Annotated in this window: 17 protein-coding genes; 12 read left to right on the top strand and 5 right to left on the bottom strand. The window is 53.0% G+C overall.

The window, feature by feature from the left end; translation table 11 throughout:
• Window positions 1-118 precede the first annotated feature (118 nt).
• From RSX24_RS22420 to RSX24_RS22430, 3 genes are all read left to right on the top strand, one after another.
• Window positions 119-2,464 carry a helicase C-terminal domain-containing protein gene (locus RSX24_RS22420; protein ID WP_343261825.1) on the top strand — a complete coding sequence of 782 codons (2,346 nt, stop codon included), beginning with the start codon at window positions 119-121 and terminating at the stop codon, window positions 2,462-2,464.
• 105 nt (window positions 2,465-2,569) lie between these two features.
• Complete coding sequence (locus RSX24_RS22425; RefSeq protein WP_339275112.1) at window positions 2,570-4,048, top strand: alpha-amylase; 1,479 nt, start codon at window positions 2,570-2,572, stop codon at window positions 4,046-4,048.
• A gap of 209 nt (window positions 4,049-4,257) precedes the next feature.
• The gene (locus tag RSX24_RS22430; RefSeq protein ID WP_236413256.1) at window positions 4,258-4,680 is read left to right on the top strand and encodes a DUF7832 domain-containing protein; all 423 of its coding nucleotides are present in this window, start codon (window positions 4,258-4,260) and stop codon (window positions 4,678-4,680) included.
• Between the two features lie 220 nt (window positions 4,681-4,900).
• Here the strand turns inward: RSX24_RS22430 and RSX24_RS22435 are convergent, their stop codons facing one another.
• Complete coding sequence (locus RSX24_RS22435; protein WP_343261826.1) at window positions 4,901-5,656, bottom strand: MBL fold metallo-hydrolase; 756 nt, start codon at window positions 5,654-5,656, stop codon at window positions 4,901-4,903.
• Window positions 5,657-5,866: 210 nt separating this feature from the next.
• On the opposite strand from RSX24_RS22435, the gene uxaC reads away from it, so the two are divergent.
• The 4 genes from uxaC (at window position 5,867) to RSX24_RS22455 (ending at window position 11,992) form a co-directional block, all read left to right on the top strand.
• Window positions 5,867-7,306, top strand: coding sequence for a glucuronate isomerase (gene uxaC / locus RSX24_RS22440; protein ID WP_236413252.1), 1,440 nt, complete (start codon window positions 5,867-5,869; stop codon window positions 7,304-7,306).
• A 536-nt stretch (window positions 7,307-7,842) separates the two neighbouring features.
• Window positions 7,843-8,388 (top strand): MarR family winged helix-turn-helix transcriptional regulator, encoded by a 546-nt coding sequence (locus RSX24_RS22445; RefSeq protein ID WP_236413250.1) that lies wholly within the window; start codon window positions 7,843-7,845, stop codon window positions 8,386-8,388.
• Window positions 8,385-10,112 carry an ABC transporter ATP-binding protein gene (locus tag RSX24_RS22450; RefSeq protein ID WP_236413248.1) on the top strand — a complete coding sequence of 576 codons (1,728 nt, stop codon included), beginning with the start codon at window positions 8,385-8,387 and terminating at the stop codon, window positions 10,110-10,112. The genes RSX24_RS22445 and RSX24_RS22450 overlap by 4 nt, the downstream gene beginning before the upstream one ends.
• Window positions 10,109-11,992 (top strand): ABC transporter ATP-binding protein, encoded by a 1,884-nt coding sequence (locus RSX24_RS22455; protein ID WP_343261827.1) that lies wholly within the window; start codon window positions 10,109-10,111, stop codon window positions 11,990-11,992. The genes RSX24_RS22450 and RSX24_RS22455 overlap by 4 nt, the downstream gene beginning before the upstream one ends.
• 96 nt (window positions 11,993-12,088) lie before the next feature.
• Here the strand turns inward: RSX24_RS22455 and RSX24_RS22460 are convergent, their stop codons facing one another.
• Both RSX24_RS22460 and RSX24_RS22465 read right to left on the bottom strand, forming a co-directional pair.
• Complete coding sequence (locus tag RSX24_RS22460) at window positions 12,089-12,667, bottom strand: GNAT family N-acetyltransferase (RefSeq protein ID WP_236413245.1); 579 nt, start codon at window positions 12,665-12,667, stop codon at window positions 12,089-12,091.
• Between the two features lie 209 nt (window positions 12,668-12,876).
• On the bottom strand, window positions 12,877-13,500 hold the full coding sequence (locus RSX24_RS22465; RefSeq protein ID WP_236413243.1) for a TetR/AcrR family transcriptional regulator: 624 nt from the start codon (window positions 13,498-13,500) through the stop codon (window positions 12,877-12,879).
• Between the two features lie 211 nt (window positions 13,501-13,711).
• Between RSX24_RS22465 and RSX24_RS22470 the strand changes: the two genes are divergently transcribed.
• Together RSX24_RS22470 and RSX24_RS22475 are read left to right on the top strand one after the other, a co-directional pair.
• Window positions 13,712-15,946 (top strand): MMPL family transporter, encoded by a 2,235-nt coding sequence (locus tag RSX24_RS22470; RefSeq protein ID WP_343261828.1) that lies wholly within the window; start codon window positions 13,712-13,714, stop codon window positions 15,944-15,946.
• A 107-nt stretch (window positions 15,947-16,053) separates the two neighbouring features.
• The gene (locus tag RSX24_RS22475; protein WP_236413240.1) at window positions 16,054-17,007 is read left to right on the top strand and encodes a nucleoside hydrolase; all 954 of its coding nucleotides are present in this window, start codon (window positions 16,054-16,056) and stop codon (window positions 17,005-17,007) included.
• A 124-nt stretch (window positions 17,008-17,131) separates the two neighbouring features.
• Here RSX24_RS22475 and RSX24_RS22480 read toward each other — a convergent pair whose 3' ends face one another.
• On the bottom strand, window positions 17,132-17,887 hold the full coding sequence (locus RSX24_RS22480; protein ID WP_339275103.1) for a DUF3105 domain-containing protein: 756 nt from the start codon (window positions 17,885-17,887) through the stop codon (window positions 17,132-17,134).
• A 160-nt stretch (window positions 17,888-18,047) separates the two neighbouring features.
• The gene (locus RSX24_RS22485; protein ID WP_236413237.1) at window positions 18,048-18,812 is read right to left on the bottom strand and encodes a hypothetical protein; all 765 of its coding nucleotides are present in this window, start codon (window positions 18,810-18,812) and stop codon (window positions 18,048-18,050) included.
• A 474-nt stretch (window positions 18,813-19,286) separates the two neighbouring features.
• Between RSX24_RS22485 and RSX24_RS22490 the strand changes: the two genes are divergently transcribed.
• From RSX24_RS22490 to RSX24_RS22500, 3 genes are all read left to right on the top strand, one after another.
• Entirely contained in the window at window positions 19,287-19,631 is a 345-nt protein-coding gene (locus RSX24_RS22490) for a DUF2294 domain-containing protein (protein ID WP_236413236.1), read from the top strand.
• A 241-nt stretch (window positions 19,632-19,872) separates the two neighbouring features.
• Window positions 19,873-20,943 (top strand): ABC transporter substrate-binding protein, encoded by a 1,071-nt coding sequence (locus tag RSX24_RS22495; protein WP_236413235.1) that lies wholly within the window; start codon window positions 19,873-19,875, stop codon window positions 20,941-20,943.
• Window positions 20,944-20,958: 15 nt separating this feature from the next.
• Window positions 20,959-21,897, top strand: a complete 939-nt coding sequence (locus RSX24_RS22500; RefSeq protein WP_343261829.1) for a nucleoside hydrolase — start codon at window positions 20,959-20,961, stop codon at window positions 21,895-21,897.
• Window positions 21,898-21,969: the final 72 nt, after the last annotated feature.

Raw genomic sequence — 21,969 nt, forward strand, 5'->3', positions numbered from 1 at the left:
AACCCGGTTTGATGGCTCCTGGCGGACATGGGTGCTGCATTTAAATACGTCCGTAAACATGAAATCAGCCAGTATTTCATGGTAAAGTATAGGGACTATATACGGAACGGGTGATCGCATGACAACTGAAATTCGAATACCGGTAAGACCGTTGGTGGAATATGTATACCGGAGCGGAAGCATTCGTCCCGGCTTTCGTACCAATGCCTCGATGCATGAAGGAACGCGCATTCACCAGCGGGTGCAGAAGGATTATGCGGAGGAAGACCTGAAGGAGGTGTTCCTGGAGGCGAAGCTGCAATACGGCGATTTGGTCTACGTCATCGAAGGGCGCTGCGACGGCTTGATCCGCCTGGATGGGCAGCTGACCGTGGATGAGATCAAATCAACGGCAGGCAATCTGGACGATCTGGGGGAGGGTGCTCCCGTGCATTGGGCTCAAGCCATCATGTACGCTTACATGATAGCCGTCCAGCAGGATGAGCCGCGTATGCAGGTACAGCTTACTTACGTGCATTCGATGAGCAACGAGGAGCGCCGCATGCGGCGCATGCTGGAGCGGGAAGAGCTGGAGCAGTTCGCTGCCGAGGTCATCGCGGGTTACGCGCCGTATGCGGAAATGATGGTTGCCCATGAGCAGAAACGGGATGAGACGGTTCGCGGGCTTGGTTTTCCTTTTCAAAAGTATCGGGAGGGACAGCGAAAGCTGGCCGGGGCGGTATACCAGACGATTCGCGAGGGCAAGGGGTTGATGGCCAAGGCTCCCACAGGGATCGGCAAAACGATGTCCGTGCTCTTCCCGACGGTCAAGGCGATCGGGGAAGGCGAGGCAGGCAGGCTGTTTTATTTGACCGCCAGAACGACGACGCGTGCTACTGCGGAAGAGGCGTTTGCGCGCATGCAGGCACAGGGTCTTCACATGCATGTCATCAGCCTGACCGCCAAGGATAAAATTTGCTTCAAGGAAGAGGAAGCATGCGACGCAGGGCAATGCGGGATGTGCGAAGGCTATTATGACCGGATCAACGGTGCGGTGCTGGACATGCTGGAACACGAGACGTTGATGACGCGCCCGGTGATCGAGCAGTATGCCCGCAAACATCGGGTATGCCCGTTCGAATTCTCGCTGGATGCCGCGTATGCGGCCGATGCGGTGATTTGCGACTACAACTATATTTTCGACCCCCGGATTTCCCTGAAACGCATGCTGGAAGAGCAGAAACGCAAGACGGTTCTGCTCGTGGACGAGGCCCACAATCTGGTGGACCGCGGCAGGATGATGTTTTCGGCCGAACTGGCGAAGTCCGCGTTCTTTGATACCCAGAGCACGTTCAAAGCGCTTGAGGGCAGCTTGCCTGCAGCGAAAGGGATCGCCAGCACGGCGGGTGCGGTGGACAAATACATGGGCACGATTCGCTCGCACGGCGAAAACGCGGGCGAACTGCTGAAGAAGGAGCCTCCCGAAGAGCTGTTCGACCTGCTGGAACCCTTCGTCATGGCAGCGGAGCAGTGCCTGCTTGAGGGTGGAGCGCAGGACGAGGAGGCTCAGGCACTGCTGCTGGACACATATTTTGCGTCCCAGAACTTCCTGCGGATCGGCAAGTTGTATGATGAGCGATTCATCACGTATGCCGAATGCGAGCGCAGCGAGGTGCGAATCAGGCTGTTCTGCCTGGACCCTTCGGTGCTGCTGCGTCAGACGGCCAAAGGTTTTCGCTCGGTCGTTCATTTCTCGGCCACGCTGTCGCCGATGGGGTATTACCGCGACATGCTGGGCGCGGGCGAGGACGACTACACGCTGCGGGTACCTTCGCCTTTCCGGCCGGAACAGCTCGACGTCAGGCTGATGCCGCTGTCCGTGCGCTATAAGGACCGGGAGCGCTCCCGAAGACCGATTGCGGGAATGCTGCGACAGCTGGCCGCGGAATGGCCGCGGGGCAATTTACTCGTGTTCTTTCCTTCCTATCCGTACATGCGCGAAGTGTACGACACGTTCATGGAACAACCGGGCAATGTCGACGTCACCATGCAGCGGCAGGGCATGAGCGAGGAGGAGCGTGACCAGTTCCTGAATGCTTTCCAGCCTGATCCGGAACGTACCCGCATCGGCTTCGCCGTTCAAGGCGGTGTTTTTTCCGAAGGCGTCGATCTGCCGGGCGACCGCTTGAACGGCGTCGTTGTAGTGGGTGCGGGTTTGCCGCAGATCGGACTGGAAAACAACGTGCTTCGCGATTATTTTAATGAAACGGGACGCAACGGCTTTAATTACGCCTATATTTTCCCTGGCATGAACAAGGTGCTGCAGGCTGGCGGCAGGCTGATCCGTACGGAGGAAGACACCGGCGTACTGGTTCTCATCGATGACCGGTTTACGCAGGAGCCTTACCGTTCCCTGCTTCCGGAGGAGTGGCAGCATTTCACGCGCATTGCCCCTTCTGCAACTAATTTCTCTTCCAATGATTAAACCATGGGCCGAAAAGGGTATTACTTGGTTAGTTGACAACACGTAGAACTACCGAGCGAGCCGTTTTGCGGTCGGCTTCTGAAGCAATCCTAGGGAGGTTGGTTTATGAAGAGAAATCATACGATGATGCAGTTTTTCGAATGGCATCTGTCCGCAGACGGAAACCACTGGAAAAGGTTGGCCGAGCTGGCCCCCGAGCTGAAGGCGAAGGGAATCGACACGGTGTGGATTCCGCCCGTGACCAAAGCCATATCCAATACGGACACGGGATACGGCGTATACGACCTGTACGATCTTGGCGAATTCGACCAGAAGGGAAGCGTGCGCACGAAATACGGCAGCAAGCAGGAGCTGGTTGATGCCATCGCGGAGTGCCAAAAGAACGGCATCGCCGTTTATGTCGACCTGGTCATGAACCACAAGGCAGGAGCGGACGAAACGGAAGTGTTCAAAGTGATCGAGGTCGATCCGAACGACCGGACGAAGGAAATTTCCAAGCCGTTCGAGATTGAGGGGTGGACCAAGTTCACTTTTCCGGGGCGCGGGGACACGTATTCCTCTTTCAAATGGAACTACGAGCATTTCAACGGCACCGATTACGATGCCAAAGGGAGACGAAGCGGGGTGTTCCGCATTGCCGGGGAGAACAAAACCTGGAACAAAAACGTCGATCGGGAGTTCGGCAACTACGATTATTTAATGTTTGCGAACATCGACTACAACCATCCCGACGTCCGGCGTGAAATGCTGAACTGGGGCCATTGGCTGATCGACACGATTCAGTGCGACGGCTTCCGGCTGGACGCCATCAAACATATCAACCATGAATTCATCCGGGAATTTGCCGGAGAGATGATCCGCAAACGCGGCCAGGATTTTTATATTGTCGGCGAGTTCTGGCACCCAAGTCTGGATGCCTGCCGCAAATTTCTGGATACTGTCGATTACCGGATCGACCTGTTCGACGTATCGCTGCACTACAAGCTGCATGAGGCGTCCCTTCAGGGCCGCAACTTCAATTTATCCTCCATTTTTAACGATACGCTGGTGCAGACGCATCCTACCCATGCCGTTACGTTCGTGGACAACCATGATTCCCAGCCTCACGAAGCGCTGGAATCGTGGGTGGCGGACTGGTTCAAACCGAGCGCTTATGCACTTATCCTGCTGCGTAAGGATGGATATCCGGTTGTGTTTTATGGCGACTATTACGGGATTGGCGGTCCTGAACCGGTGAAAGGCAAACAGGACATTCTGGATCGTTTGCTGTATGCACGAACCAACAAAGCGTACGGGGAGCAGGTCGATTATTTCGATCATCCGAACACCATCGGCTGGGTAAGAAGGGGAGCGAAGGAGTTCGAGGGCTCCGGCTGCGCGGTGGTTATCTCCAACGGGGACGATGGCGAAAAACGCATGTGCGTAGGGCAGCACCATGCCGGCGAAACGTGGACCGATCTGACACTGAGCCGAAAAGAACAGATTAAGATCGGTCAGGACGGATGGGCCAGTTTCCCCGTTAACGGTGGTGGGCTGTCCGTGTGGGCACTGCCCGACGCGGCTGCGGGTCAGTCTTCGTCTTAATTCCTAATACAAAGCAAGCGGGCACTGTTTCCTGACTGAGTCGGTCTGGGACGGTGCCTTTTTGGATTAAACAAGGCAAATTACAGAGCCGCCCAAGCCGATAATATGACTATGTCAGTGGGGGGCATTTCGGATCGATTCTAATCGGTCTTCCCATGGGTGTTATTTAGGTTTTAAAATGAGGATTAGGGAGAAAAGGAGACAGAACAATGACAGTATACGACAAAGCAAAATACCATTATGACGGTGACTTTCCGGCGGAATTGTCCCATGATCAGGCTTATGTGCATATTGGTTTTTTCCTGGGGTGGTTGGTCGATCAGGGACTGTGCAGCAACGAGTTCTTGGATAAATACCGCGCGGATGTGGAGGCATTCAAAGCCAGAAAGCTCCTGAGCTCGCAGCTGTGCCGAAAAACGGGGGGTGTTCTTGCGGCAGATATGTTGAACGATGAAGGGAATGCTTTTGCCGAGCGTGGGTATGAAAGTTATCTGAGCGACTACCTCTTTTTCGTGAACCATGATGACGCAGAATCGGTCTACCATGTGCCGGACACGTGGGAAAATTACGAGATGATTCGAGAGCAGTTGGATATTTCATATGAAATGTGGCGTGAAAGAAGACAGGGTTGATCCTTTAAAAGTAAGCAGCGACTCGTATGCCCTGAACTCCGAGAGCTTGATCTGGAGCAGTTGATCGCCAAGCAGCGGATAGGTTTCAAACAGGACAATCGGAAGGATACACGCTGCCGGCCGGCAAAGGCTAACAGCGGTACCCTTCCATTCCCGCTCAAGAGACGTATGAGAACCGCTTTGGCGCGCCGTTGCGTGTTACCCGTTTCAGAAGGGCGCTTTACCCTCTCAGTACAAAGCTTTGAAGCTGTCCGGCCATTTGCAGGTCATGCGCCTGATTGAATGCGGCCCTTTTGCCGGCATCCGCATATTCGTCATGGTAATGCATCAGCACCGTTTTCTGCCGGATCTCGGCTGGCAGCTGCTGCAGATCCTGCAGCGAGGTATGGGATTTAATCACCAGATCGTGCATGTGGCATTCGTGGAAAATCAGCTGCACTTCATCGGCCGTCGCAATCAGCCTGTCCTGATCCAATGTGCTGTCGCCGCTGTAATCAAAGTATCCGCGGGCCAGCAGGCCGTTGCTTACCATGCCCGGCACATGCGTTGTCCGGAATGTTTCGAAGGTGACTCCGCCCAGCTCGAACGTGCCGCCGTCCGGCAGCGGAACGATGTCGTAATAATCATGCAGCGTACGCTCCCCATCCGTCGTATGACGCATGCCGGGAGACAAGATGCTCCATAACGGGTCTACCAATGCTTCGTGGATGTACAGGCGCGGTTTGCGTCCGCTTACGATTTGGGAATAATAACCGAGCAGCTGGACGCCGTTGATATGGTCCTCATGAAGGTGCGTGATAAACACATTTTCGATATCGGTTAAAGGAAAGCCGTATTCTTTCAGCGCCCTGGCGTTCGATTCGGGAAAATCGATGACGAGATGCGTGCCGCCGAATTCGGCCAGCATGCTGTTGTGGTGCTGCTCGAAGCTAAACATGTCCCCCGTGCCGAGAAACGTAACCTTCATCTGTGTCATAACCCTTGATCATCTCCTCTGGATATGAATCTTCAAAACGGCATAAACAGGATAAATTCAGTATACCTTGTCTTTCGGTGGTGTGCCTAAATCAACCTTTTTTGAAATCGTTATCATTTTGTATTGAACTTTCGGGGCAAACAGTGTAGCGTAAAAATGGGAATGAACCCATGTGAACGTAAACTCACCCAAAGGGAGCGTGCGAGGCGAATGAAATCTTTTTTGGATGAACAGTTTTTGCTGCACAACGAAACCGCGGTAAGGTTATACGAGGATTATGCCAAGGATATGCCGATCATCGACTACCACTGCCATCTCAGCCCGCAGGAAATCTACGAAAACAAAACGTTTGCCAACATTACTGAAGCGTGGTTGTACGGCGATCATTATAAATGGCGGCTCATGCGAGCGAACGGCATCGAGGAGAAATACGTGACGGGTGGAGAAGGCGTGACCGATTACGATCGTTTTCTCGCGTATGCCCGGACCGTGCCGATGATGATCGGCAATCCGCTCTATGCCTGGTCGCATCTGGAGCTGCAGCGTTATTTCGGCGTATACGAAATTTTGAATGAGCAGAGCGCCCCGGCGATCTGGGAAAAGGTCAACGCCAAACTGAACGGTCCCGGATTCGGCGCGCGTGACCTGATCACGAAATCGAACGTCTCCGTAGTATGCACCACGGACGATCCGTGCGATTCGTTGGAGTACCATCTGCAAATCAAGGAGATCGAGGGCTTCAATACAAAGGTGCTGCCTTCGTTTCGTCCGGATAAAGGGCTTGAGCTTAACCGCGACACGTTCGTAGACTGGGTAGGCAAACTTTCGCAAGCCTCCGGCACGGCCATTTCCGATTACGATTCGTTCTTGTCCGCCCTGGAATCGCGGGTAGAGTTCTTCCACTCCGTGGGGGGACGCGTATCCGACCATGCCTTGGATTATGTGCCTTACGGTGTGGCGACCCGAGAGGAAGCCGCAGCGATCTTTGCCAAGGCGCTTGCAGGCCATAAGGTCAGCCGGGAAGACGAGGACAAATACAAAACGGTGACGCTGACCTTCCTGGGCAAACTTTACGCCGAGCGCGGCTGGGTCATGCAGTTCCATATCAACGCGGCACGCAACAACAACCGGCGCATGTTCGAACGGTTGGGACCGGATACGGGCTACGACTCCGTAAACGATGCGCCGTTATCTGCGGCCGTGATCGGACTGCTCGATGCGCTCGACCAGCAGAACGCGCTGCCGAAGACGATTCTGTATTCCCTGAATCCGCGCGACAACGAGGTGCTTGCAGCCATCGTCGGCAGCTTCCAGGGCGACGGCGTTCCGGGCAAAATTCAGCTGGGTGCCGCATGGTGGTTCAACGACACTAAAGACGGCATGCTCGCCCAGATGCGAGCGCTGGCGAACGTGGGTCTGCTCAGCCGTTTCGTCGGCATGCTGACCGATTCGCGCAGTTTCTTGTCCTACACGCGGCATGAGTATTTCCGCCGTCTCGTCTGCAACCTGATCGGCGAGTGGGCCGAGCAGGGCGAAGCCCCGCATGATATGGAGCTGCTCGGACGGATGGTGCAAGGCATTGCCCATAACAATGCCGAGCAATACTTCCCGTTCTCCTCGGCTCGCGAAACGGTAACGGCTTCGCGCTAATCCTAAAGGAACTTAAAAAAACCGCCCCTTTGCGGAGATTGTATGCAGACATCTCGCAGAATGGGGCGGTTTTTATTTTGAAACGGCTGCTTAGCAAGCCATTCACTGCTTGGCATACTTTCTGCGAGGAGAAAAGATGAACAGAAAGGCCGCATAAATCACGGCAAAAATGATGAATTCCAACGTATTTTTATATAAGGCGCTTGATAAGTTGGCGGTTAGATGGAGAAACAGTACGCGCGAGATTACATAAGCGATCAGAAGTAAAATGATGTTTTTCAGCATAGCTAGGTCCTTTCGGTAAGCTCTTCTTTAATTAGACTGGTATCTTTGCATAGCACAAAAATGGGAATATTTAAATCTGATTAAAGGTTATCACAGCAGCCTAAGTATGTAAATTATTCCTTATGAATACGACCGCTAAACGATCGTTTGACATTCGGACTTCATGATAATATACTTAGTACACCTAATTAATTTGATGGCTATTTATTATGTGATCTATTTAATAGATGCCCTAAGAAGGAGGGAGACATATGACGGGTCTGGATCCGGTTGCCCGCAAACTGCTGTATTCCATCATGCAATTCAACAAAGGCAAATGGCGGCAGCACAAGCCTCACGGGCGAAATCACAACGAAATCATGGTGCTGGCTTGTTTGCTGCACGGGGCGCATCCCGGTGAACGCATCGATTGGAGAGACAATCCGCCTGATTTCGACAGCGGTCCCGAACCTAATCCGCGCGGACTGAAGGTATCGGAAATCAGTGCGCTGCTTCGCGTGAAGTCGCCTACGATCACGCCGGTGATTCGCGGTTTGGAAGACGAGGGACTGGTTGAACGGACGATGGATGAGGAGGATCGGCGCGCCGTACGCATCACGATCACGGAAGCGGGCCGTAAGATTATCCAGGCGGCGCATGAAGAACGAATGGAGATTTTCAACAAACTCGTCGCACATTTGGGGGAGGAAGACAGCTTGCAATTGGCCGAATTGTTGACCAAGGTGTACAGCTTTTTCGATACATTGAAGTCCGTTCAGACGGAACAGTCCAACGACCAAGGAGATGATAAGCCATGATGAAATTGTTTCGCATGCTGAAGCCGTATCGGATCCCCATTTTTTTTATCGTCGGGTTGGTGCTGCTGCAGTCGCTTGCTGAACTGTACCTGCCGACCCTGATGGCGGACATTGTGAACGATGGTATCGTCAAAGGCGACGTGCCTTATATCTGGAAAATCGGAGGCTGGATGCTGGTCATTGCCATCGGCGGAACCGCAGCCTCCGTAACGGCGAGCTACCTTTCCTCCAAGACGGCTGGCGGCTTTGCCAAACAGCTGCGCAGCAGGGTGTTCCGCCATGTCGAGAACTTCTCGCTGCAGGAATTCGACAAGTTGGGTACGGCATCGCTCATTACCCGTACCACCAATGACATCACGCAGGTGCAGAACGTGTTGACCATGATGCTGCGCATGATGATCATGGCGCCGCTCATGAGCATCGGCGGCATTTTCATGGCCATTTCCCAGGATGCCAAGCTGTCTACGATCTTCCTGGTCGTACTGCCCGTGCTGGCCGGAGCCATCGCGCTGATCGGTGCCAAGGGATTGCCGCTGTTCAAGCAAATCCAGAAAAAGCTGGATCGGTTGAACCTGGTGCTGCGGGAGCAGTTAACCGGCATTCGGGTCGTACGTTCCTTTAACCGCGGGGAACATGAACGCCAACGTTTCAACAACGCAAATACCGATCTGAGAGACATCTCCATTAAGGTAAACGTCTTGATGGCTACGCTGATGCCTGTCATGATGCTGGTCATGAATTTCTCCATGATTGCCATCTTGTTCTTTGGCGGGCAGCGCATCGACAGCGGAAGCATGGATATCGGTTCGTTGATAGCCTTTGTCCAATACGCGATGCAGATTATGTTCTCGCTGATTATGGTATCCATCATTTTCGTCATGATTCCGCGGGCTTCGGCTTCCGCAGAGCGGATCAACGAGGTATTGGAAATGCAGCCGGAATTGGAAGATCCGTCGCAGCCGCGCAGCATGGGCTCAGAGCAGGGCACCATCGAGTTTGACAACGTGACCTTCCGTTATCCGGGAGCAGAGAATGCGGCATTGTCGGGCATTTCGTTTACGGCTCGTCCAGGTGAAACAACGGCGATTATCGGTGGTACCGGGTCAGGCAAAACGACGCTGCTCAGTCTCATTCCCCGGTTTTATGATGTGACAGAGGGGCATGTCCGTGTGAATGGCACGGATGTGCGCGAACTCACGCAGGAGCAGCTGAGATCCAAAATCGGCTTTGTTCCGCAAAAGGCGGTTCTGTTTACCGGAACGATTGCGGAAAACATCCGTCACGGCAAAGAGGACGCTTCGATGGAGGAAGTGGAGCATGCAGCCCGGATCGCCCAGGCCGAGAACTTTATTTCCGAAATGAAGGATGGCTACGAAAGCCTGATTGCCCAAGGCGGGAATAACGTTTCGGGGGGACAAAAGCAGCGTTTGTCCATCGCTCGCGCACTTGTACGTCGTCCGGAAATTTACATTTTCGACGACAGCTTCTCGGCGCTTGATTTCAAAACGGATGCCCGGCTTCGCGCAGCCTTGAAATCAGAGACGAAAGAGGCTGCGGTCATTATCGTGGCCCAACGCGTAAGCACCGTGATGGATGCAGACCGCATCCTCGTCATGGACGAAGGTAAAATCGTAGGTTCAGGAACGCATCAGGAACTGCTGGAGAACAATGAAGTGTACCGTGAAATTGTATCTTCCCAGCTGACAGAGGAGGAGATCGCATGAGTGAACGTCCATCGAACAATGCACGTCCTGCGGCAGGACCGAGGCATCCCGGCCCGGGTCCCGGCATGGGCATGCGTCCTCCGGGTGAAAAGGCCAAAGACTTCAAGGGTACGATGCGTCGGCTGATCCAATATCTTAAACCTCATCGCTACCGGCTTCTTGGCGTGCTCGTTACAGCGATTCTGAGCACCGTGTTCGGCATCATCAGCCCGAAGGTCATGGCGGAAGGAACGGATATTTTGGCCCAGGGCGCGATTGCGATTATGACAGGAATTCAGGGCGGTGGCGTTGATTTTCCTGCCTTGATGAAAGTGTTGTATTTGCTGCTTGGTTTGTATCTGTTCAGTGCAGCCTTTATGTATGTTCAACAATATCTGATGGCTGGCGTCGCTCAACGAGTCGTGTACGATATGCGCGAACAGATTAGTGCAAAGATCGGCCGTTTGCCGCTCAAATATTTCGACTCCCGCACGCATGGGGAAACGTTGAGCCGTGCAACCAATGACGTGGACAACATCAGTAACACGCTTCAACAAAGTTTGGCCCAGTTCATTACATCGGTTGTGACGGTGGTCGGCGTCATTATCATGATGCTGACGATCAGCCCATGGATGACGTTGATCACGGTACTGACGCTGCCGCTGAGCATGATCGTCGTCGTTGCGGTGGCATCCCGTTCCCAGAAACACTTTGCCGGCCAGCAAAAATCGCTCGGCGAATTGAATGGTCATGTGGAGGAAATGTACACAGGCCACAAAGTCGTCAAAGCGTTCGGACGGGAAGAGCAGTCTGTGGCGCAGTTCGAAAAAATCAATGAAGAATTGTACGCTTCCGGTTGGAAGGCTCAGTTCATTTCGGGTATCATCATGCCGCTCATGAGTTTTGTAGGTAACCTGGGATATGTATTGATCTGTGTAGTTGGCGGCATTTTCGTCACTCGCGGCTCGATTTCCATCGGGGACATTTTGGCCTTTACGCAATATTCGCGTCAATTCACGCAGCCGATCAACCAGATCGCGAACATCTCGAACATCATCCAATCCACGATTGCTTCGGCAGAGCGGGTGTTCGAGCTGTTGGACGAAGAGGAAGAGGTTCCGGAAACCAGCCAACCTGCGCAGCTGAAACAGCCTAGAGGCGCGGTCACGTTCCAGGGCGTGAACTTCGGCTACAAAGCCGATGCGCCGCTCATCCGCAACATGAACATCAATGTTGCGCCAGGGCAGACGGTGGCCATCGTGGGACCGACCGGCGCCGGGAAAACGACGCTGATCAATCTCCTGATGCGTTTCTACGAAATCCAGGATGGGCGCATCGCTATTGACGGCGTGGACATTCGCGACATGGAACGCGGCCAGCTGCGCAGCATGTTCGGCATGGTGCTTCAGGATACGTGGCTGTTCAACGGCACGATCCGTGACAACATTGCCTACGGCAAAGAGGGGGCCACGGAAGACGATATTGTGCGTGCCGCGGTTGCCGCGCATGCCGACCACTTTATCCGCACGCTGCCGGATGGATATGACACGGTGCTGAACGAGGACGCATCGAACATCTCCCAAGGGCAGAAACAGCTGCTGACCATTGCAAGAGCGATTCTCGCGAATCCGTCCATCCTGATTCTGGACGAAGCAACGAGCAGCGTCGATACGCGCACCGAGGTATTCATCCAGAAAGCGATGAACGATCTGATGAAGGACCGCACCAGCTTTGTCATTGCCCACCGTTTGTCTACGATTCGCGGAGCGGACCTGATTCTGGTGATGGACCACGGGAACGTGATCGAGCAGGGCAACCACGAAGCGTTGATGGAAAAACAGGGCTTCTACGCCGATCTGTACAACAGCCAGTTTGCGGAGGAACAACCGCAAGCGGTTTAGAGCCAGGCATACACTGCAAGCAACATCAAAAAAACCGAGGTCGGAATTACGCCGATCTCGGTTTTTTTCTTTTTCAGAGTTCGATGGAAGTACATATCAGGCACGTACATAGCGTTCGCGGAACTCTTCTTCCAACATGCTCATCAGAATGGCGTCATGATACCGATGATTGTAGAACAGCACATCCCTTCTCACGCCCTCGCGCTTAAAACCGAGCTTCTCATACGTACGAATAGCCCGATCGTTGAACGCATAAACTTCAAGCTCGATCCGGTGCAGATTGCAGATGCCGAAGCCGTAGTCCAGCAGGAGCTTCATGGCTTCGGTTCCGTAGCCTTTGCCCTGATGCGCCGCACTGTCGATGGCGATGCGGATGTGTCCGCTTCGGTTTTTGGCATGCATATCCATCAAGGCGATCTCGCCGATCATTTCGTCGGTATCCTGCAGGCAGATGAGCAGCATGATTCGGGAGCCGTCCTGCGAAGCCTCCTCCACGAATCGTTCCACCTGCTGATGGGTAAAGCTGCCCTGCGTGCCGGTCAGCCTGCGCATTTCCTCGTCGAACAGACTAGGGAAATACGCATCCACATCGGTCGGTTCAAATGGACGCAGATAGATGCGCTCCGTCTCAAGCAGACGTGGGATGCGCGCTTTCGTTGGTTTTGTATCGGTCATTGCTGATCCCCCTCCACTATGCAAGGTTCGGTTTGATTCGGGTAACACCGATTATAGACCATTGTTATACATTTGAAAATATAGCGTTTTGTTCATCTTCTACAGAAGAAGTTGATCGACAGGAAAAGAGTGCATTATAAGCTTCCCCGGATTAGTATCGAGCGGGGTGTGCCAGGGATAACGACACGGGCGAAGGGCTGGGTAGGGATTCACGCTTGTTGAGCGGCTCCCTCCAGAAACAGGTTCACCAGCTCCCGTGCCAGGTCGGCAATATTCTCGTGCATGCTGCGAACGTCCTCGCGGTTGGCCAGCATCAGCAGGGAGGTAAAAGCCTGTGCCAGCAGCAGCGGATTGCTCCGGCGCAAATAACCGATCTGCATTTCCCGCTCAAAGTGGGTGGCCAGCACTTGGAAAATGCGGGTTTCGGCCTCGCGGATTTGCTGCAGTTGGTCCGGATCGAGGTACGTTTCCGCCTCTCGCATCATCGTTTCCGTATCGACATGGGAGCGCTGCATTTTGGCTTCAGCGATGCTTTCCAGCCGTTCGCGCAGCGTACCGGGAGCATCCAGTCGAAGGGCGGTCTGCTCCATGCCCATGGCCATCATATGGGTGATGGCCACGGTGAACAGGCCGGGTTTGCTGGAGAAATGGTAATAGATCGACGCTTTCGTCACGCCGCATAAGGATGCGATCTGTTGCAAAGAGACCGGTTCATAACCGTATTCCATAAACAACCGGGACGCAGTCGCCAATATTTTCGTGCGGGCAGATGCCTGTTCCGCATTTGCCTTTGGCCTGCCCGGCGTACGGGCAGGATTTGATTTTTTGCTCATGGAGATACCTCTTTCCATGGGATTATGCATCATTAGATTGTACATGTTCCGGACGGTAAAGTATAGGCAACGGCGTTCACAAAAATATCAATTGCATAATTAACCTTCCGGTATATATAATTAATTCGATTGTACGATGACCGACGGTTCATTTCTATGATTTTTCACACATACGGTCATACGCTGCTGAAATAAAGGAGATGAAACAAACATGCAGGAAGGTTCAGGCTACGGCCGTTTTGTTGCGGGCAAACGAAGTAAATGGATCACCTTGGTGGTATGGATTGTTGTAGCTGTGCTGCTAGGGGTTATATGGCCGGCAGTAGGCGATCGTGAAACAAACAACGCACAGGATCTGGACGAATCGAAGCCTTCGGTGCAGGCAGCTGCCGTTGCCGGGCGGGAATTTCCGGGCGGGCAAGGACTGCCCGCATTGATTGTGTGGCATCAAGCCGGCGGCCTGAAGGATCGGCAGATTGAACAGATTCAGGCATTGACCGAGCGGCTGGACCAGGACCCGGTGGAACAGCAGCAAACCGTCGTTCCGCTGTATCAACTGCCGCCGCAGGCGATCAAAGGGCAGTTGTCTGAAGACGGCAGCACACTCGTAATGCCGCTGTTTTTCAATGAGACGGCAGACTCCGGTCAGCTCAAGGAAGGCATTAAAGGGCTGGAACGGAAAACCGAGGATATTTTCGGCAGCAACCCATTCACGGTGGCCGTTGACGATTCGAATGGAACGCTGAGTGCACGCGTGACCGGCCCGGTTGGCATCTCGATCGATGCGAGCGGCCTGTTTGCGTCGGCGGACGTGTCGCTGCTCATCGCTACGGTACTTCTTGTGCTCGTGCTGCTGCTTCTGATCTACCGTTCGCCAGTGCTCGCGATCATTCCGATTATTGCGGTAGGTTTCGCCTATATGGTAACCAGCCCGATTTTGGGCTTCATGGCCGACAAAGGCTGGATTACGGTGGACGCGCAGTCCATCTCGATCATGACCGTGCTGCTGTTCGGCGCAGGTACGGATTATTGTCTGTTCCTCATTTCAAGGTTCCGCCAAATCCTGTATCATGAACCGGACAAACGAAAAGCGCTCTTCCAAGCCATCACCGGTTCTTCCGGCGCGATTGCGATGAGCGGGTTCACGGTTGTGGCGGCGCTGCTGGTGCTGCTGTTGGCCGAATACGGGGCATACCAACGTTTTGCCGTTCCTTTCAGTCTGTCCATCTTCATTATGTTTATCGCAAGCCTGACGCTTGTACCGGCGCTGCTGGCCATCTTTGGGCGGGGTTCGTTCTATCCGTTCGTTCCGCGCACGCATGAGATGGAGGCCGAACGGGCCCGCAAAAAAGGCAAACCGGCTCCAGCACCGCGCAAAATCCGGGAAAGCTGGATCGGCCGCACGGTGATCACGAAGCCTTGGACGGTTCTGATCGTCACACTGGTGCTCCTGGGGGGGCTTGCATCCTTCTCCAGTCAAATCAAATTCACGTATGACTTGTTGTCCTCCTTCCCGGAAGACGTACCTTCCCGCGAAGGTTTTACGATCATCGGCGAACAATTTTCGCAAGGGGAGCTTGCTCCGGCGAAGGTGATCGTCGATGTCGGAGGCAAAAATACGGAATTGAAGCAGCGGCTGGAGGCCCTTGATTACGTGAGCAAGGTTGGCGAACCGCAGCAAGGGGCCGAGAACGCCAACATGACGGGGTACGACGTCGAATTCAATCTGAATCCGTATTCGATGGAAGCCATGCAGCATATTCCGGATCTCCGGGCAACTGCGGAACAGGCACTGACCGACGCCGGAGTCGACGGTTCGTCCAGCCGCGTATGGATCCACGGCCAGACGGCAGAGCAATATGACATCGAAACGGCCGGTGAACGCGATGCACGCATCATCATTCCGGTCGTCATCGGCATGATTACGCTGTTGCTGCTGTTATACCTGCGTTCAATCGTGGCCACGGCATACCTGATCCTGACGGTGGTTCTGTCCTATTTCTCGGCCCTGGGGCTGGGCTGGCTAATCATTCATTACGGCCTAGGCGCAGATGCCATTCAGGGCGCAATCCCGCTGTATTCGTTCGTTTTCCTGGTGGCGCTCGGCGAGGACTACAACATTTTCATGATTTCGAGCATCTGGCAAAAACGCAAAACGATGCCTCTTCGCCAGGCGATCAAGGAAGGCGTGGGAGAGACCGGGTCAGTGATCACGTCCGCCGGGCTTATTCTGGCCGGCACGTTTGCCGTGCTTGCAACGCTTCCGATTCAGGTGCTGGTGCAGTTCGGCATCATCACCGCAGCGGGCGTGCTGCTGGATACGTTCCTTGTAAGACCCTTCCTGGTCCCTGCGATCACGACGCTGCTCGGCAAATGGTCCTTCTGGCCCGGCAGGTACGTTCCCGTACCCGAGAAAACACGCGAGGAGCAGACCGAGTCCGTCTAAGGTTTACGCGCGCATGGGTTTTGGGACATAATAGAGGTAACGTCGGCTAGGGCGGACGGACCTGTTCAACATCAATGGGACACCAGAGGAAGGATGAAAAACAAGCAATGACCAACAAGTTGAATGTTTACTTTAACCATGACGGCGGCGTGGACGACCTCGTTTCGTTGTTTATGCTTTTGCAAATGGACAATGTACACGTAACCGGGGTATCGGTAATTCCGGCAGACGGATATCTGGAGCCGGCGACCGATGCGAGCCGCAAAATCATCGACCGTTTCGGTTCGTATGAGATCGAAGTTTCGAAATCCAATTCCAGAGGGAAAAACCCGTTCCCTGCGGCGTGGAGATTGCACTCATTTTATGTAGATGCATTGCCGATTCTGAACGAATCCGGAAAGATGGAAGCACCGCTGTCCACCATTCCTGCCCATAAACATTTGATTGAAAAAGTACGCAATACGGAAGGCAAGACGCTCCTGCTCTTTACCGGCCCGCTGACCGACCTGGCACGCGCTTTGGATGAAGCACCGGACATCGAAGAGAAAATCGAGAAGCTCGTATGGATGGGCGGTACATTCGAAAAAGGGAACGTCGAGGAGCCTGAACACGACGGCACCGCGGAATGGAACGTCTTCTGGGATCCGGAGGCAGCTTACCGCGTATGGGAGAGCAGCATCCAGATCGACCTGGTGGCACTGGAAAGTACGAACAAAGTGCCGCTGACGCCAGCCGTGCGCAAACGCTGGGCTTCCGAACGCCGCTATGAAGGCGTGGATTTCATCGGCAACTGTTATGCAGGATGTCCGCCGCTTGTGTACAGCGAGACGAACTCCACGTACTATCTGTGGGACGTGTTAACAACGGCTTCCGTGGGACGCGAAGATATCGTGAAGAAAAAAACGGTCAACTGCGTCGTGATTCCGGATGGTCCGAGCCAAGGCCGTACGGTAGAGCAAGCGGACGGACGTCCGGTACAGCTCGTCTATGACACGGACCCTGAAGCATTCTTCACATACATGACCGACCTGGGCAAAAAGGCTGCTCCGCAGCGTTATTAATTACTGCGCTCCATAGCGCACCATGTCATGACATTCATAAAAGAAAGCCGCAACAGGCCGGAATTTTATTTCGGTGCTGTGCGGCTTTTTTTTTAAATTGAGTCGGTCTGCGCTTGCTGCCGTATTACATGGTTCCGCCGCCTTGACGAACGGAAGGGGGGATTTTCTCCGGTCCCTGGTTGATGTAGCGGTTAATGAACGTGCCGATTTTGGCTTCGTCATATGCGGGCAAGTTCATCGTTTTGGTCCAGGCGGTGACGACGAACTCGCTCCCTTCCGGAATATCTTGGTTGGGCACGGCGAGGATGCCGGAACCAGCCTTGCGGAAGTTGGCGAAATATTTGAGATGTTCCTTGATCATCTCGCTTGCGTCTTCACGGTAATAAATAATGATATCCCCATGCTCCAGATTATGGACGAGATAAGGATACCCCGGAAAATCGGTATAGAATCCAAATTTGATGTCATGAGGATTGTGCGGTCCCGAAGTGGGTATGTTCATCTCGTATGAAATAGGATCTTCCGTATGCTCTGCGCCATAATAAGCATCGTTAGTGACTTCGATATCGGCGTTTGCGTCCAGATCGGAAACGTCGTATTTCGTATTCGCCCCTTGAAGAGCGTATACCCCCATCAAAATTAGCGATGCCGCCAGTGTAATATGGGCTGCCAGTCGGATGGAACGGCTTTTTTTCTTAATCGCTGCCCGCTCCTGTTTCTTGGAATGCGCCATTACGGAGCCTTTGATTCGAAACGCCCAAACGTAGGCTGCGATAGCCAGCAGCAAGGCTATGCCCCCGATCATCAGCCACAGGTAGGAGATGGTGGCGGCTTCATGGTTCATCTGCATCATTTGCATGTCATTCATGTTATGGTCCATGGGAGTCCTCGGCTTTCTAAAATAGGATTGAACACTACATATTGTAGTGTAAATGGTACGGAAAGTGCAATCCCGTAAACGAAAGAAGTCCTCCATCCGCATGATAGAACATGCGGTGAGAACTTCTTAAACAATATGTACTTATATAGCGTACAAAAGGCTAGAACAACATGCCGATCATGCCGAAAATGGTTGCAGCGAGCAAACGGTACATGATATAGAACAGCACGACGTTTGCAATCAATACACTGTAAAGGCTGTCCATTGCGGCCGCAGAACGATTGAGCGGATAATGAAACAGCACCGCATTCAGCGCCACAAAAATAATAATATAAGAAACAACAAATAAATAGAATGCGATGGAAAATGAAATAAACACAAACACGTTGGCTACAATGAGCGAGGCTGCAGCAGGGACAAGCAAACTGCCAAATTGGGCGACGAGGGTCTTCGCATGAAAAGCGAGCTTTTCCATTTTCAACACGGCGTAGATCAAAACGAGCGCAGCAGCCAGCGTTACGGCGGTAAAGATCAACGGACGAACGAATCCGCCCAAGAACAAGCTCGAAAAATTGTAGGCACTGAAGGTTTGCAAAAAGAATAAGGAGACCAGCAGGATGACAAGTGCCATGGTTAAAAGTCCGTTCAAGGCATGTTGTTCACCGACCGTTTTCATCGTCTGATAAGGGCGGGCCATCACACTCAGAAAATAAGACAGGTATTGCTTGCTTACTTCTTTGGCTTGTTGAACTTTTTCATTCTGCAGTACATTGCTCCATTGATTGTTGTCCTTGTCACCGGATGCGGAAGGCTGTGTCGAGACGGATGGAGAAGACGAGGGGGACGCGGAAAATGGCTCCTGCGTACTGGACCAATGCGTGTACCCGGATTCTGCCGCAGCCGCAGGCTCCAATCTTTCATCCATCTTCCTTGTTTCAGTCAAAGGCTCGCCTGGAGCAAGGTTGGAGCCGCACTTTTCACAAAAGCGTGCATTTGCGTTTTCATGATTGCAAACAGGGCATTTCATGATTCAAACCTCCGATTCCATATTTTAGATAATAGGCATACATTTTGTCCCATTTTAACGGTTGTTGCAGAAGTTTGTCCATGCTTTTGGGGTAATCAACGACGGATCGTCCGCAGTAGCGGTCACCATATCAATATTCATGCCTTTGGATAGATTAGGTGCCGAGAGGGTATGATTTACGGTAGGAAGGTTACGGTTTCCTATAATCGTGAAAATGTGACAAATACTGATCATATAATGTTAAATGTTCGCTTTTTGTAGGTGCAATGTTGGTTATATTGATCTTTTGGGTTGCCCAAACCCGGACATTTATGTATAATCAATCGTGTTAACACGTCGAATGTACGGTAGTAAATGATGTGGGTGAGTTCAATGGAACGACTGGACAGCAATGAAAGCAAGAAAAAAATGTGCCAGTTCTACAATGAAATTTCGAAGGAACTGTTCGGATTCGGGACGACTCTCCTGAGAGTGACGATCGATCAGAACATCGTGACCTTCTATGCCAAACACCGACGTTCGCCGCGCTCCGACGCCCTGGAAGGGGAGGCCCCCGGCTTGAAGCTGGAAGTGGACTTCCGTATGTCTGTTTTATATAAGAAAAAATTCAGGGACAAGTTGGAGCAGCAGATGGGGTTGCCAATTGAAGCTGTACTCAGGGATTATGATGCGTCCACGCAGTGGGCCATCACGAACGTGATTCTGGAGCAAGCATAGGGCTGGCCGACTTGTCGGCAAGCAACGTGCATTGAACCGCTCCACCGCATGAATCGGGTCCTACACAATTTCATAGCACGACGGCGTCTTGCTTCGGATTGATTCTGAAGCGGAAACCTCGAATGAACCGGTAACGGGTGTCGCTTTCCTTTGTTTACGAAGAAAAGTGTTCTTGTTGAATACAAGAATGCTTTTCTTTTTGTTTTTTTACCAACACACATTTCTAGGAGGAATCAGGAACATGAGGAAAACATGGGTAAGCGGTTTGGTAGCAGCAGCGATGACATCGGTATTGCTGGCAGGGTGCGGAAGCAACGCGGATAACGCGGAAGGCTCAAGCAATGGCGGCGCGGCGCCGACCAAGCTCGTGATCTCCACGTGGGGATTTTCGGAAGATTTCTTTAATGAAGAAGTATTCGGTCCATTCGAAAAAGAGCACAATGTGGACATCGTGTTGGAAGTCGGCAACAATGCCGAACGCTTGAACAAAATTCGCCAGGGCACATCGGATGTCGACGTGATCTACTTGTCGGACTACTATGCGCAGCAAGGGATTGACGAAGGTTTGTTCGAAAAAATCGACCGTTCCAAAATTCCGAACATTAACGATATTTACGATATGGCCAAAGCACCGCTTGGCGAAGATTACGGCCCTGCCTACACGATCGGACAATTGGGCATCGCCTACAACCCGGACCTGGTATCCAAAGAAGTCACGTCTTGGAACGATCTGTGGGACCCGGCATTCGCAAACAACGTGACGATCCCGAACATTACGGCAACGGCCGGACCGATGGTGCTGGATGCGGCATCCCGCATTGCAGGCAACCAAACGTTCAATGAAGATGCGGCATTCGCCAAACTGAAAGAACTGAGCGGAAATGTAGTTAAGTTCTACACCCAAACGTCGGAGTTCGTGAACATGTTCTCGCAAGAAGAAATCGCCGGCGGACCGATCATGGAAATGTACTTCAAAGATCTGAAAGCAGCCGTGCCAAACGCGAAATTCGTAACGCCTAGCGAAGGCGGATATGCCGTTATGAATACGATCAACGTGGTCAAAGGCAGCAAAAACAAAGAGCTCGCCGAAGAGTTCATCAACTGGCAGCTCAGCCAAGACGTGCAGGCCAAATCGGCCAAAGCCAAAGTCGATTCCCCGGTAAACACCAAGGTCGAGTTGACGGCGGAAGAAGCGGAAGGCGTAACATACGGCGCGGACGTCGTAGAGAAGCTGAACAAGCTGGATATGGAATTCGTCAACAAACAGGCAAAAACATGGACAGATCGCTGGAATCGCGAAATCGCGCAATAAGTGGGGGACTAAGCCATGACTGAAACGACAAAACGCATGATTTTGGACGTGGACACCGGCATCGACGACGCCCTTGCCATTTTGCTGGCAGTCAAAAGCCGCCGCTTCGATATGCTCGGCATCACAACGGTCTGTGGGAACGTATCGCTTGCGCAGGCCACGGAGAATACGTGCAAAGTGCTGGAGCTGGTGGATGGAACGGATATTCCGGTCATCCCCGGGGCTGCGGGTCCATTGACCCGCCAGTCTCATTACGAACATCGCGTGCACGGCCAGGACGGGCTTGGCGGAGCTTTGCCCGATCCGGCGCGCTCGAAGCGTGCAGAAGAAGGCTTTGGACCGGATTTTATCATTAAACAGGTGAAACGGTACCCTGGCGAAGTGACGCTGATTATGACGGCGCCGCTGACGAATCTGGCCCTTGCGCTGGCCAAATGCCCGGAGCTGCCGTCCCTCGTCAAGGAAGTTATCTTTATGGGCGGCGTGGTACGCGGACACGGAAACATTACCCCGACGGCCGAGTACAACACGTACGCTGATCCTGAAGCGGCACGCATCGTGCTGCATGCAGGATTCGAGAAGCTGACGCAGGTCGGACTGGACGTTACGCGCCAGACGCTGCTGAATGAAGAAGCGATTGGGCGGTTGACCGATCCGGTACTGCGCAGTTATGTGGCTCAGAGCACCGAAATATATATCCGGCGTTATGAGCAAATGAACGGCGTACGCGCATGCGCTCTTCATGATCCTCTGGCGGTGGGCGTGGCGCTCGCACCGGAGCTTGTGGAACGCAAGTCGTACTACGTGGACGTGGAAACGGCGAGCCGTCTGTGCGATGGCCAAATGGTCTGCGACTTCCAGAACCGTCTCGGTCAAAAGCCGAACACGTTGGTGTGTGAAGCCGTTGACGCCGAAGCGTTCCTGGAACTGTTTATCGGCGCACTTAATGCGTAGCTATATCGTAGAGGGGTCGAAATCGATTCCATATCATTTCGATCCCAATCCATTCCTTATGTCAGGAGCATC

The organism is Paenibacillus hubeiensis, from assembly GCF_032334105.1.
GTDB lineage: Bacteria > Bacillota > Bacilli > Paenibacillales > Paenibacillaceae > Paenibacillus > Paenibacillus hubeiensis.